Annotated in this window: 16 protein-coding genes; 15 read left to right on the forward strand and 1 reads right to left on the reverse strand. The window is 66.4% G+C overall.

All coding sequences use genetic code 11. The features are described from left to right. Positions 1-5: 5 nt before the first annotated feature. Complete coding sequence (locus tag OU998_RS07650) at positions 6-455, forward strand: CopG family transcriptional regulator (RefSeq protein ID WP_267516363.1); 450 nt, start codon at positions 6-8, stop codon at positions 453-455. Between the two features lie 16 nt (positions 456-471). Here the strand turns inward: OU998_RS07650 and OU998_RS07655 are convergent, their stop codons facing one another. After that, positions 472-801, reverse strand: coding sequence for a hypothetical protein (locus OU998_RS07655; RefSeq protein WP_267516364.1), 330 nt, complete (start codon positions 799-801; stop codon positions 472-474). Positions 802-1,051: 250 nt separating this feature from the next. Here OU998_RS07655 and trbB point away from each other — a divergent pair, with 250 nt between their 5' ends. The 14 genes from trbB to OU998_RS07725 all read left to right on the forward strand — a co-directional run bounded on the left by trbB (position 1,052) and on the right by OU998_RS07725 (position 13,486). Next, positions 1,052-2,014, forward strand: coding sequence for a P-type conjugative transfer ATPase TrbB (gene trbB / locus OU998_RS07660; RefSeq protein ID WP_420709819.1), 963 nt, complete (start codon positions 1,052-1,054; stop codon positions 2,012-2,014). After that, complete coding sequence (locus OU998_RS07665) at positions 2,011-2,343, forward strand: TrbC/VirB2 family protein (protein ID WP_018390147.1); 333 nt, start codon at positions 2,011-2,013, stop codon at positions 2,341-2,343. The genes trbB and OU998_RS07665 overlap by 4 nt, the downstream gene beginning before the upstream one ends. After that, entirely contained in the window at positions 2,343-2,624 is a 282-nt protein-coding gene (locus tag OU998_RS07670; RefSeq protein WP_267516367.1) for a VirB3 family type IV secretion system protein, read from the forward strand. Before OU998_RS07665 ends, OU998_RS07670 begins: the two co-directional genes overlap by 1 nt. 13 nt (positions 2,625-2,637) lie before the next feature. Continuing rightward, complete coding sequence (gene trbE, locus OU998_RS07675; RefSeq protein WP_267516368.1) at positions 2,638-5,076, forward strand: conjugal transfer protein TrbE; 2,439 nt, start codon at positions 2,638-2,640, stop codon at positions 5,074-5,076. After that, positions 5,073-5,834: a P-type conjugative transfer protein TrbJ gene (gene trbJ, locus OU998_RS07680; RefSeq protein ID WP_267516370.1), complete on the forward strand. Its 762-nt coding sequence runs from the start codon at positions 5,073-5,075 to the stop codon at positions 5,832-5,834. The genes trbE and trbJ overlap by 4 nt, the downstream gene beginning before the upstream one ends. Before the next feature lie 10 nt (positions 5,835-5,844). Beyond that, positions 5,845-6,183 (forward strand): putative entry exclusion protein TrbK-alt, encoded by a 339-nt coding sequence (gene trbK-alt / locus OU998_RS07685; RefSeq protein WP_267516372.1) that lies wholly within the window; start codon positions 5,845-5,847, stop codon positions 6,181-6,183. A gap of 2 nt (positions 6,184-6,185) precedes the next feature. Then, complete coding sequence (gene trbL / locus OU998_RS07690) at positions 6,186-7,490, forward strand: P-type conjugative transfer protein TrbL (RefSeq protein ID WP_267516374.1); 1,305 nt, start codon at positions 6,186-6,188, stop codon at positions 7,488-7,490. Then, complete coding sequence (trbF, locus tag OU998_RS07695; RefSeq protein WP_267516376.1) at positions 7,490-8,173, forward strand: conjugal transfer protein TrbF; 684 nt, start codon at positions 7,490-7,492, stop codon at positions 8,171-8,173. The genes trbL and trbF overlap by 1 nt, the downstream gene beginning before the upstream one ends. Before the next feature lie 50 nt (positions 8,174-8,223). Then, positions 8,224-9,246, forward strand: a complete 1,023-nt coding sequence (gene trbG / locus OU998_RS07700; RefSeq protein ID WP_267516740.1) for a P-type conjugative transfer protein TrbG — start codon at positions 8,224-8,226, stop codon at positions 9,244-9,246. Positions 9,247-9,329: 83 nt separating this feature from the next. Next, entirely contained in the window at positions 9,330-10,484 is a 1,155-nt protein-coding gene (locus tag OU998_RS07705; RefSeq protein WP_267516741.1) for a TrbI/VirB10 family protein, read from the forward strand. Next, positions 10,481-10,723 carry a DUF2274 domain-containing protein gene (locus OU998_RS07710; RefSeq protein ID WP_267516377.1) on the forward strand — a complete coding sequence of 81 codons (243 nt, stop codon included), beginning with the start codon at positions 10,481-10,483 and terminating at the stop codon, positions 10,721-10,723. Before OU998_RS07705 ends, OU998_RS07710 begins: the two co-directional genes overlap by 4 nt. A 186-nt stretch (positions 10,724-10,909) precedes the next feature. Beyond that, a complete protein-coding gene (locus OU998_RS07715; RefSeq protein ID WP_267516379.1) occupies positions 10,910-11,173 on the forward strand; it encodes a hypothetical protein in 264 nt (87 codons plus the stop codon). A 145-nt stretch (positions 11,174-11,318) separates the two neighbouring features. After that, positions 11,319-11,717: a helix-turn-helix domain-containing protein gene (locus OU998_RS07720; protein ID WP_051013768.1), complete on the forward strand. Its 399-nt coding sequence runs from the start codon at positions 11,319-11,321 to the stop codon at positions 11,715-11,717. Next, positions 11,714-13,486 (forward strand): recombinase family protein, encoded by a 1,773-nt coding sequence (locus OU998_RS07725; RefSeq protein ID WP_267516381.1) that lies wholly within the window; start codon positions 11,714-11,716, stop codon positions 13,484-13,486. Before OU998_RS07720 ends, OU998_RS07725 begins: the two co-directional genes overlap by 4 nt. The last annotated feature ends 44 nt before the right edge of the window (positions 13,487-13,530 follow it).

Consider the following 13,530-nt stretch of genomic DNA (forward strand, 5'->3'; position numbering starts at 1 on the left):
TCGCCATGCAGACCAAGACCCGCATGAACGTCTATTTCGAGCCGGACCTGCTGAAGAAGGTCGAGGCGCTGGCGCTGCGCCGCAACGTCTCCAAGTCGGCCGTGATCGAAGCCGCCGTCGCGTCCTTCCTGTCGGCCGATGCCTCCGAACGGCTGGAGGCCGTCTTCGCACGGCGCATGGACAAACTCGGCCGGCAGGTCGATGGCCTGGACGAGGATCTCGCCATGCTCGGCGAGACACTCTCGCTGTTCATCCGCTTCTGGCTGACCGTAACCCCACCGCTGCCCGACAGCGCCCAGGCGTCAGCCCGTGCTAAGGGCGCGGAGAGGTTCGACGGCTTCCTGCAATCGCTCGGGCGGCGGCTGGCGACCGGCGACCGGTTCCTGAAGGAGTTGTCACGCGACATCGACGCCGGACGAAATGGTGGCGATATGCAGGATGACGGACGCCGCTGATCGTCCGTCGCACGATCTATGAACGGTCGATCGGAACATAGCTCTTGGCGAACTCGGCCTCCAACGCCTGCGATTCCTCCCATGTCATCGGGTTCTTGTTCGCCTTATCCCAGGCGCTGACCGCCTTGTCGGCGTGCTTCATCGACTGGCTGATTTCCGACAAGCCCGGAAACAGGGTCTCCGCTTCAGCACGGGCTTTTCTGCCGACTTCGCTACGAGCCTCACGCCACACCCGATAGGCCGGATGATGCGCCTCCTTATACCCGTCCAGCGCTCGGTCGCGATCGTCGCGCTCCCGCTTGACCCACGGCGCAGGCTTGCCTTTCTTTCCCGGATTATTGCTCATTGCGTTGCCTTTTCTGATTTCGATAAGCGTAAATATCGCTCATCACTATCGATCGCGGGATTTTCAATCCCGCCGATTGCCGCCTTTTCTTCGCCATGGCCGCCGGTTGTTAGATATTTGTTGAATCAGCCAAACTTCCGGCTCTTTTAATCATCCCCGTCCGGGGAACGTCTGTGTTGTCCCCGGCGAGATCGGGGATCAGATGGCGGCATCACACCAGAATTCGGAGAGGTTGACGCGGGGCGCGCGGATGCTGCGCACCGCGCTCGGCCCCGCCATCGCGCCCTTTCTGGAAGACCCAGCCGTCGTCGAGGTGATGCTGAACCCGGACGGGCGGCTGTGGATCGACCGGCTGTCGGAAGGCCTGTCCGACACGGGCGAGTTTTTGGCCCCCGCCGATGGCGAACGCATCGTGCGCCTGGTCGCGCATCATGTCGGCGCGGAGGTTCATGCCGGCGCGCCGCGCGTCTCGGCCGAACTGCCCGAGACCGGCGAGCGCTTCGAGGGTCTGTTGCCGCCCGTCGTCGCCGCGCCCGCCTTCGCCATCCGCAAGCCCGCCGTCGCTGTCTTCACGCTCGACCACTACGTCGCCGCCGGGATCATGACGGCGGAACAGGCCGAAGCGCTGCGCTCGGCCGTCGCATCCCGCGCCAACATCCTCGTGGCTGGGGGCACCTCGACCGGCAAGACGACGCTGACCAATGCGCTGCTGGCCGAGGTGGCGAAGACCGCCGATCGCGTCGTCATCATCGAGGATACGCGCGAACTGCAATGCGCCGCGCCCAACCTCGTGGCCATGCGAACGAAGGACGGCGTCGCCTCGCTGTCTGATCTCGTGCGCTCCAGCTTGCGCCTGCGCCCCGATCGAATTCCGATCGGCGAGGTGCGCGGTCCCGAGGCGCTCGATCTGCTGAAGGCCTGGGGCACCGGTCATCCCGGAGGCGTCGGCACTATCCACGCGGGTAGCGCGATCGGCGCGATCCGCCGCCTCGAACAGCTCATTCAGGAAGCCGTCGTCACCGTGCCGCGCGCGCTGATCGCCGAGACGATCGATCTCGTCGCGGTGCTCGCCGGGCGCGGATCGCAGCGCCGCCTTGTCGAACTCGCCCGTGTCGAAGGTCTCGACGCGCAAGGCGATTACCGCGTCGTGCCGGCCGTCAACGACGGCGGCGACATCCAGCCCGTCCTCAACCTCACAGGAGATATCCGATGATCCGCACGCTTTCGCGCGGCTGCCGCCACATGGCGATGGCCGCGGCCACCGTTTCCCTCAGCCTCATGCTGGCGCCGGCCGCTTACGCCTCCGGCTCGTCCATGCCGTGGGAAGCGCCGCTGCAATCCATCCTCCAGTCGATCGAAGGACCGGTCGCCAAGATCATCGCGGTGATCGTCATCATCTCGACCGGACTGGCGCTCGCCTTCGGCGATACGTCGGGCGGCTTCCGTCGCCTGATCCAGATCGTTTTCGGCCTGTCGATCGCGTTCGCGGCATCGAGCTTCTTCCTGTCGTTCTTCTCGTTCGGCGGCGGGGCGCTGGTCTGATGGCGGGCGTTCCCGACCAGACTGGCGAAACGCCGGGCTATGCCGTGCCCGTCCACCGGGCGGTGACCGAGCATATCCTGCTCGGCGGCGCACCGCGTGGCCTTGCCATCCTCAACGGCACGCTAGCGGCGGCGCTCGGTCTGGGTCTGCGCCTCTGGCTGGTCGGCCTCGCCATCTGGGCAGTCGGCCATCTCGCGGCGGTCTGGGCGGCGAAGCGCGATCCGATGTTCGTCGATGTGGTGCGCCGCCATCTGCGCATCCCCGGCCACCTGTCGGTTTGAGGAGGCTGATCCCATGATGAATTTGGCCGAATATCGCCGCACCGCCAGCCGTCTCGCCGACTTCCTGCCCTGGGTCGCGCTCGTCGGTGAAGGCGTCGTCCTCAACAAGGACGGCAGCTTCCAGCGCACCGCGCGGTTTCGCGGTCCCGACCTCGACAGCGCCGTGCCGGCCGAACTGGTCGCCGTCGCCGGCCGATTGAACAACGCCTTCCGCCGCCTTGGATCGGGATGGGCGATCTTCGTCGAAGCCCAACGCCATGAGGCGTCGTCCTATGCCGCCAGCCGCTTTCCCGATGCCGCTTCCGCGCTGGTCGATGCCGAGCGAAAGGCCGATTTCGAGGAAGCCGGATCGCACTACGAATCCAGCTATTTCCTGACCTTCACCTATCTGCCGCCGGCCGAGGATGCGGCGCGAGCCGAGACCTGGCTGTACGAGGGTCGCGAACGATCCGGCGTCGATGGGCGCGAGATGCTCACCGGCTTCGTCGATCGCACCGACCGCGTGCTGCAACTGGTCGAAGGCTTCATGCCTGAATGTGTCTGGCTCGATGACCCAGAGACGCTGACCTACCTGCATTCCTGCGTTTCGACCCAGCGCCATCGCGTCCGTGTGCCGGAGACACCGATGTATCTCGACGCGCTCGTTGCCGACCAGCCGCTCACCGGCGGGCTGGAGCCGCGATTGGGCTCAGTTCATCTGCGCGTCCTGACCATCGTCGGTTTCCCGACCGCGACGACGCCCGGCCTGCTCGACGAGCTGAACCGGCTGGCCTTTCCCTATCGCTGGTCCACCCGCGCCATCCTGCTCGACAAGACCGATGCGACCAAGCTGCTGACCAAGATCCGGCGGCAGTGGTTCGCCAAGCGCAAGTCCATCGCCGCCATTCTGAAAGAGGTGATGACCAACGAGGCGTCTGCGCTGGTCGATACCGATGCCGCCAACAAGTCGGCCGACGCGGACATGGCCTTGCAGGAACTCGGGGCCGACTACGCCGGTCTGGCCTATGTCACCGCGACCGTGACGGTCTGGGACGTCGATCCACGCCTCGCCGACGAGAAACTGCGGCTGGTCGAGAAGGTCATCCAGGGCCGCGATTTCACGGCGATGGCCGAGACCATCAACGCGGCGGACGCCTGGCTCGGCAGCTTACCCGGTCATGTCTATGCCAACGTCCGGCAGCCGCCCATCAGCACTTTGAACCTCGCCCACATGATCCCGCTCAGCGCGGTGTGGGCCGGTCCGGAACGGGACGAGCATTTTGCAGCGCCCCCACTGCTCTTCGGCAAGACCGAAGGCTCGACCCCGTTCCGGTTATCCCTTCACGTTGGCGATGTCGGCCATACGCTCGTCGTCGGCCCGACCGGCGCGGGCAAGTCCGTGTTGCTGGCGCTGATGGCCATGCAGTTCCGGCGCTACCCGCAAGCGCAAGTCTTCGCCTTCGACTTCGGCGGCAGTATTCGCGCCGCCGCGCTCGCCATGGGCGGCGACTGGCACGATCTCGGCGGTGGCTTGAGCGACGGCAGCGACGAGAGCGTGTCGCTCCAACCGCTGGTCTGCATCCATGACGTGCCGGAGCGCGCCTGGGCGGCCGACTGGATCGTGGCGATCCTGACCCGCGAAGGCGTCGCCATCACGCCCGAGGTGAAAGAGTATATCTGGACGGCGCTGACCTCGTTGGCGTCCGCGCCAATCGGCGAGCGGACCATCACCGGCCTATCCGTGCTGCTCCAGTCCAACGACCTGAAGCAGGCGCTCCGGCCTTATTGTGTCGGCGGCGCCCATGGCCGGCTTCTCGACGCCGAGGCCGAATATCTCGGCTCCGCCACGGTCCAAGCCTTCGAGACCGAAGGGCTGATCGGCACCGAGGCCGCGCCCGCCGTGCTGGCCTACCTGTTCCACCGGATCGGTGATCGGCTCGACGGATCACCGACGCTTATCATCATCGACGAAGGCTGGCTGGCGCTGGACGATGATGGCTTTGCCGGCCAGCTCCGTGAGTGGCTGAAGACGCTGCGTAAAAAGAACGCCAGCGTCATCTTCGCCACGCAGTCGCTGTCTGACATCGACGGCAGCGCCATCGCGCCCGCCATCATCGAAAGCTGCCCGACCCGGCTTCTGCTCCCGAACGAACGGGCGATCGAACCGCAGATCACAGCCATCTATCGCCGCTTTGGCCTTAACGACCGCCAGATTGAGATCCTCGCGCGGGCGACACCGAAGCGAGATTATTACTGCCAGTCCCGGCGCGGCAACCGGCTGTTCGAGCTGGGTCTGTCCGACGTGGCGCTCGCGCTCTGCGCCGTCTCGTCGAAGACCGATCAGACCGAGATCGCCCGCATCGTCACTGACAACGGCCGCGACGGCTTCCTCGCTGCCTGGCTGCGCCATCGCGGCGTCGCCTGGGCCGCCGATCTCATCCCCGACCTCACCAACATGGAGACACCATCATGATGTTTCGTCGTTCACGCGCGGCGTTTGTCGCCGCATCCATCCTGTCCGTGCCGCTCGCTTTGTCGCCGATCGTCACCACGCCCGCCGCCGCGCAGTGGGTCGTGTTCGATCCGTCGAACTACGCCCAGAATATCCTGACGGCGGCGCGCACGCTCCAGTCGGTCAATCAGCAGATCACCCAGCTTCAGAACGAAGCGACGATGCTGATCAATCAGGCGCGCAATCTGGCCAGCCTGCCATATTCGTCGCTCCAGCAATTGCAGCAGTCGGTCAAGCGCACCCAGCAGCTTCTGAGTCAGGCACAGAACATCGCCTTCGACGTCCAGCAGATCGACCGCGCCTTCCAGCAGCAATACCGCAACGTCTCGATGTCGGTCTCCGACAGCCAGTTGGTCACGGACGCCCGCTCGCGCTGGCAGAACACCGTCGGCGGCCTGCAGGACGCGATGAAGGTGCAGGCCGGCGTTGTCGGCAACATCGACACCAACCGCGCACAGATGTCGGCGCTGGTCGGATCGAGCCAGTCCGCCACCGGCGCGCTCCAGGCGACGCAGGCCGGCAACCAACTTCTCGCGCTCCAGGCCCAGCAGCTCGCCGATCTCACCGCCGTCGTCGCCGCCAACGGCCGCGCCCAGGCGCTGACCGAGGCCGAACGCGCCGCAGCCGCCGAACAGGGCCGCGAACAGCGGCGCCGCTTCCTGACGCCGGGCTCGGGTTACCAGCCCGGCAACGCGCTGATGTTCAACAACGGCAACTGAGGGCGCGACCATGGACGGCAAGATCCTCGCGCGCCTCGGCGCCGTCATCTTCGTCGCCATCGCCGTCACCGCGACGGCGATCGAGATGACCCGCCAGGACGAGACACCGGCGAACCCGGTCGCGCCGATGGTCGCGCCGTCCGCCCCCGATCCGTTGCGCGAAGGGCAACGCCGGTGCCAGCGCCTCGGCGAGGCCGGTGCGCGCGACGCCGAGTGCCTGCGCGTCTGGGCCGAGAGCCGCGACCGCTTCCTCGGTCTCGATCGGCAACGACCGTCCGTGCCCTCGGACGATGATCCCGTCACCAAAGAGACCGCGCCGACCACGCAGCTCCCGGCCGAGGAACGATAGACATGGGCGGCACCGGCGTCATCGACCAGTTCCTGGCCGTCTTCACCCGCTATATCGATAGCGGCTTCGGCCTGTTGTCGGGCGAGGTCGCCTTTATCGCCACGACGCTGATCGTCATCGACGTGACGCTGGCGGCCCTGTTCTGGTCGATGGGCGGCGATGACGACATCATCGGCCGGCTCATCAAGAAGACCCTGTTCGTCGGGGTGTTCGCCTACATCATCGGTAACTGGAACAACCTTGCACGGATCGTCTTCGAGAGCTTCGCGGGCCTCGGCCTGAAGGCGAGTGGAACCGGGTTCACGACCGCCGATCTGCTGCGCCCCGGCAAGGTGGCGCAGGTCGGCCTCGACGCGGGACGACCACTGCTCGAATCGATCTCCGGTCTGATGGGCTGGATCTCCTTCTTCGAGAACTTCATCCAGATCGCCTGCCTGCTGTTCGCCTGGGCGCTGGTGCTGCTGGCCTTCTTCATCCTCGCCATCCAGCTCTTCGTCACCCTGATCGAGTTCAAGCTGACGACGCTGGCCGGCTTCGTGCTCATTCCCTTCGGCCTGTTCGGCAAATCGGCCTTCATGGCCGAACGGGTGCTGGGCAACGTCATCTCGTCGGGCATCAAGGTGCTGGTGCTCGCCGTCATCATCGGCATCGGGTCGACCCTGTTCAGCCAGTTCACCGCCGGATTCGGCGGCACCGCGCCGACGATCGACGACGCCATGGCGATCGTGCTCGCCGCGCTGTCGCTGCTGGGCCTCGGCATCTTCGGCCCCGGCATCGCCAACGGCCTCGTCTCCGGCGGCCCACAGCTTGGTGCGGGTGCGGCGATCGGCACGGGTCTGGCGGCTGGCGGCATGGTCGCCGCCGGTGGTGCTGCGATCGGCGCCGTGGCGTCCGGCGGTGCGGCTCTCGCCGGTGGTGCTGCCGCCGCCGCCCGAGGCGGCGCGACCCTCGCAGGCGGCGCGACCGCCGCTTATCGGGCCGGAGGCGCATCGGGCGTCGCCAGTACCGGCGCGTCCCAGGCCGGGTCCGCCGTCGCCAGCCCGTTCAAGCGCGCTGCCGTGTCCATGAAGGACAGCTTTCAGGCCGGGGAGCGCGCCGTCACCGGCGAGACGGCGCCGAACGAGAGCGCCGACGCTTCATCCGCATCGTCTTCGTCCGCCAGCGCTGACGGCCCGCCCGCATGGGCCAAGCGCATGAAGCGCGGAAGCCAAGCCTCCCACGGCATTCAGGCCGCCGCCCATGCCGTCAAATCCGGCGACAGCCATGGCGGCGGCTCTTCCGTCAACCTCTCCGAAAGCGACCGCTGATGTTCAAACGACCCTCCACCCATTACGGCAAGACGCCGCAACCCGAGACGCCGTATCAACGCGCCGCCCAGGTCTGGGACGACCGCATCGGCTCCGCCCGCGTCCAGGCAAAGAACTGGCGGCTGATGGCCTTCGGCTCGCTGATCCTCTCGGCCGGGCTATCCGGCGCGCTGGTCTGGCAATCGGCCAATGGCTCGATCGTGCCGTGGGTGGTACAAGTGGACAAGCTCGGCCAGACCCAGGCCATCGCGCCCGCCGTCGCCGACTATCGCCCGACCGATCCGCAGATCGCCTGGCATCTGGCGCGCTTCATCGAGCAGGTCCGCTCGATCCCGGCCGATGCGATCATCGTGCGGCAGAACTGGCTGCGCGCCTACGAGTTCACGACGGATCGCGGGGCGATGGCGCTGAACGACTATGCCCGCGTCAACGACCCTTTCACCAAGGTCGGCAAGCAGCAGATCGCCGTCGAGGTGTCGTCCGTGATCCGAGCCTCGCCCGACAGTTTTCGCGTCGCCTGGATCGAGCGCCGCTATCAGGACGGCTCGCTCGCCGAGACATCGCGCTGGACCGCCATCCTCACCATCGCCGTCGCGCCACCCCGCGACGCCGAAAAGCTCCGGGCCAATCCGCTCGGAATCTACGTCAACGCCATCAACTGGTCGAAGGAGCTTGGACAATGATCCGGCCGTCTCATCTGACCGCCGGACATCCGGCGAACCGTATTCCCGCCATGCCGCCGAGGCGCAAAGCCGGAAAGGCGGCTCTCCGTAAAGTCGACCTTGCGGTTCTGCTGCTCTCCGCAACGGCGCTCGCTGGCTGCGCCACGACGCAGAAGCCGCCCGAGATTTCTTACGACAACGCCGCGCCCGCCGCGCAGACGGTCGATCCGCCATCGCCCGTCACCGTCGTCGAGCTGCCGCGTCCGCTGCCGTTGCCCGGCCAGATGAAGCCGGTGGAGCAATCCCGCCGTGCGCCGGAGCCGACCGATCCCGCCGCCCGCGTCAATCAGGCCAATGCGCAGGCCCGCGTCCAGCCGGTTCGCGACGGCTTCATCAACGCCATGCAGGTCTATCCCTATACCGGCGGCGCGCTCTATCAGGTCTATACCGCCATCGGCCAGATCACTGACATCGCGCTCCAGCCCGGCGAGACGCTGGTCGGGTCCGGTCCGGTCGCCGCCGGCGACACCGTGCGGTGGATCATCGGCGATACGCTCAGCGGCTCCGGCGCGACGCAACAGGTGCATATCCTGGTGAAGCCGACGCGGCCCGAGCTGATGACCAACCTCGTCATCAACACCAACCTGCGCACCTATCATATGGAACTGCGCTCGACCGAGCGGACCTATATGGCGTCCGTGTCCTGGCAGTATCCGCAGGACCAGCTCATCGCGCTGCGCCGCCAGAACGCCCAGGCCGAGGCCGCGCAGCCCGTCGCAGCCGGCGTCGATCTCGCCAACGTCAACTTCCGCTATGTGATCGAGGGCGACCGCGCACCATGGCGGCCGCTCCGCGCCTTCGACGACGGCCGGCAAGTGTTCATCGAATTCCCGCGCGGCATCGCGCAAGGGGAAATGCCACCGCTGTTCGTCGTCGGGCCGGAGGGCAACACCTCAGAACTGGTCAACTACCGCGTTCGCGGCCGGCATATGATCGTCGATCGGCTGTTCGCCGCCGCCGAACTGCGTTTCGGCACCGGCGACACCCAGCGCCGCGTCCGCATCACCCGCACCGACGGGAGGCCGTCGTCATGAGCGACATCGATCCCGAGAAGACGCCGACACCCGAGCCGGATGACGATGACGCCCGCCCGCTGACCGGCGAGCCGGTCGCGCCGATGCGGCTGCGCGCCGAACCGCCGCGCGTCACCCGGCTGTCGCGCAAGGTGCTGATCGGTCTCGGCCTGGTCGCCAGCACCGGGATCGGCGGCGCGCTGATCTATGCGCTCCAGACCCGTGATGGCGGCGGCGGAAATACCGAACTCTATTCGACCGAAAACCGCGCGACCGCTGATGGGCTCAATGGTCTGCCGCGCGACTATACCGGCCCGATCCTCGGACCCGCTTTGCCGGGCGACCTCGGGCGACCGATCCTCTACGCCCAGCATCGCGGCCAGCCCGTGCCCACGCCGGGCATTGGCACACCCGCCGCGACTCCGCCGGGTCTCAGCGCCGAAGAGCAGCGCCGGCTTCAGGAAATCGAAGCGGCGCGGACCGGCCGGCTGTTCGCTTCGACCGAGACGCGGACGACCGCGCCGTCCGCCACCACGACCGCCAACGCCACGCCGCCAATACCGGACCTGACCAGCCTCGGCCTCGCGCCGCAGCCGGCGACACCGACCGCGCAGGATCGCCAGCTCGCCTTCCTCAATCAGGCGGCCGACCGACGCACCGTCGCGCCCGATCGCATCGCTGCGCCCGCATCGCCGAACGTGCTGCAGGCCGGCGCGGTCATTCCGGCCGCCCTCATCACCGGCATCCGCTCCGATCTGCCCGGCCAGATCACCGCCCAGGTCACGGAAAACGTCTACGATAGCCCGACCGGCCGTATCCTGCTCGTGCCGCAGGGCACGCGGCTGATCGGCCAGTACGACAACGGCGTCGGCTTCGGGCAGCGCCGGGTGTTGCTGGTCTGGAACCGCCTCATCATGCCCAATGGCCGCTCCATCGTGCTGGAGCGCCAGCCGGGCGCGGACGCCAAGGGCTATGCCGGGCTGGAGGACGGCGTCGATTATCATTGGGGGGAACTGTTCAAGGCGGCGGCGCTCTCGACGCTGCTCAGCATCGGCGCCAACGCGGGATCGTCCAGCGACGAAAGCGATTTGCTCAGCGCCATCCGCGACGGTGCTTCCGACAGCATCGGCCAGACAGGCCGGCAGATCGTCCAGCGCCAGCTCAACATCGCCCCGACGCTCACCATCCGGCCGGGCTTCGCCGTCCGGGTCATCGTCACCCGCGATCTCGTGCTCGAACCCTATGGAGCCACGCCATGACCAAACTGAAGCTCGGCCCCATCACTGAGACCAAGCCGGTGAAGGTGACAGTGGAGCTGCCCGCCGATCTGCACCGAGATCTCGCCGCCTATGCCGAGGTGCTCGGCCGCGAGAGCGGCCATCCGCCCACCGATCCCGTCCGCCTCATCGTACCAATGCTGGAGCGGTTCATCGCCACCGATCGGGCGTTCGCCAAAGCGAAGCGCGGCACGGCGGCGAGCGGGGGCAGGTCATCATGATGCCGACGCCTTCCGATCTCCGCCGGACCGATCGCGGAATACGATCGACATATCGCAACGCGCCGTCTTCACAGTTCGCGCAATCCGCCGATGCTGGAAGAATTGCGCGGCGTCAGGGCGAAGGCCAGCATCAGGATGAAGGGACAGGTGTCGTTACGGTTGGTCATCTCACAGACTGCGATTCCCATGTCCCGGCGCGCCGCTGATCGCCCGCAACGCCGGCTCCATGTCGTGTCCGGCGCTTTGCCCGACGACCTCTACGACTATATCCCGCAGGACGACATCGAGACGCCGGCCCCACGCATCGGTCGACCGCCGAAGCACGATGTCGAGACCTGGACCGTCACCGACGACTGGCCCGAGCGCGTGCCGGTGACAGAGGCCGAAATCGACCTGTTCGAGGCGTGGTTCGGCGACATTTTCGACGAGTTGTTCGGGCCATCCAAGTGAGCCATGATCGGCCTAGGCGATGCCCGTGCAGACGCATTTTTACTTGATTTAGTTGCTCTATGATGATAACTATAGGTGGTGATTTTCGATCCGCCGCCTGAGACTTTCGTCCGGCCTGGCGGGCGCCAGACGGAGGCACTACGCCATGACGACGCTGAAGGTCGGCATCGCCGATCCCGAGGAGATGAAAGCCCGCACACTGCGCATTGCACGGGGTGAGGAGAAGCCGTCGCCGGGCGATCCAACCGTCTGGTTCGCCTCGACCGAATCCTTCGCCCGCATCCTTTCGGCTCCCAATCGCGAGATGCTGCGCATCATCGCAGAGCAGGCCCCGGACTCGCTTGACGAACTGGCGGCGCTGACAGACCGGGCCAAGTCCAACCTGTCGCGCACGCTGAAGACGATGATCGGCTACGGCCTGATCCGTATGGAGCGAAGCGGCCGCAAGCTTGCGCCGAAGCTCATTCACGATCGCGTCGTGCTGGACTTGCCGCTGAAAGAATCTCGAAAGCGAACCGCCACGGCAGAGGGGGACCGATCATGAACGCTGAAACACCCAGCGTCGCCACCCGTGCCGCCCTCTATCTCCGCGTCTCGACCGCACGGCAGGCCGAGCATGACGTTTCCATCCCCGACCAGAAGCGCCAGGGCGAGGCCTACTGTCTGTCGCGCGGCTACCAACTCATCGACACCTTCGTGGAGCCGGGCGCGACTGCCACCAATGATCGCCGCCCTGAGTTCCAGCGCATGATCGGGGCGGGGACCACCAAGCCCGCGCCCTTCGATATCGTCGTCGTCCACTCGTTCAGCCGCTTCTTCCGCGACCACTTCGAGCTGGAATTCTACGTCCGCAAACTGGCGAAGAACGGCGTGAAGCTCGTTTCGATCACGCAGGAGATGGGCGACGATCCGATGCACGTCATGATGCGCCAGATCATGGCGCTGTTCGACGAGTATCAGTCCAAGGAGAACGGCAAGCACGTCATGCGCGCCTTGAAGGAGAACGCCCGGCAGGGCTTCTGGAACGGCGCGTTGCCGCCGATCGGCTACCGCATCGTCGCCGCCGAGCAGCGCGGGGCCAAGACCAAGAAAAAGCTGGAGATCGACCCGCTCCACGCCGACACGGTGCGGCTGATCTACCGGCTGGCGCTGGAGGGGAACGGCACGTCCGGGCCGATGGGCGTCAAGGCGATCGTCAGCCATCTCAACGCGCGCCGTATCTTCACCCGCGACGGCGGGCGCTGGGGCATCGGCCAGCTTCACCGTATTCTGACCCGGCGCACCTATATCGGCGAGCACGAGTTCAACAAGCGCTCCAAGACCAAGGAACTGAAGCCCATCAGCGAGATCGTCACGGTGCCCGTGCCGCCGCTGATCGACCTTGAGACGTTCGACGCCGTTCAGGCGCATCTGAAGGCCCGCAATCCCAAGGTCACGCCGCCGCGCGTTGTCAGCGGCCCGACCCTGCTGACGGGTATCTGCTTCTGCGAGAAGTGCGGTGGAGCCATGACCATCCGCACCGGCAAGGGCGGGCGTTATCGCTACTACACCTGCTCGATCAAGGCGCGGCAGGGCGAGACCGGCTGTTCGGGCCGCTCGATCCCGATGGAGAAGCTCGACACCATCGTCGCCAGCCATATCGAGGATCGGCTGCTCCAGCCCGACCGACTGGAAGAGGTGCTGGCCTCCGTCCTCGACCGCCGCCACGAACGGGCCGAACGCCGACAAGAGCATATCGCCGAGTTGAACCGCCGGGCGGCCGAGACCGATTTGCGGCTCAAGCGGCTCTATGACGCGATCGAATCAGGCGTGGCCGATATCACCGACCCCGCGCTGAAAGACCGTATCGCGGGTCTGAAGTCGCTTCGCGACCAGGCGCAGGTCGATGCCGAGCGGGCGCAGGCCATGCTCGAAAGCTCCGGCAATCGGGCGGTGACGCCCGCCACCGTGCGCCGGTTCGCCGACGTGGCGCGCCAGCGCATCCGTATCGACGGGGGCGGCTATCGGCGGGATCACCTGCGCGCCTTCGCCCAGCGGGTCGAGGTCGGAGAGGCCGAAGTTCGCATCATGGGATCGAAGGGAGAGCTGCTTCGCACGCTCACCGCCGTTTCCGGAGGGAAATCGACGGCAATCGGCGTGCCCAGCTTGGGACTGAAGTGGCGGAGAGGGTGTCCGAATCTAAGTGTTGCAGGACTGTTCAGCGCTTTTCTGACGGACAGTAAACTTAGAGATTTCCGGTATTTAGCTTTTCAGGGCGTTTCACGACACCCCACCCAATCGCAAATCCTATGGCGGGTTTGTAGGCGGGTGTGAAATGGGGCCTGATCCAACGCATAGCTCCCAGCTGGCCTGGAGAT

Source organism: Brevundimonas sp. SL130, assembly GCF_026625805.1.
Taxonomy (GTDB): Bacteria; Pseudomonadota; Alphaproteobacteria; order Caulobacterales; family Caulobacteraceae; genus Brevundimonas.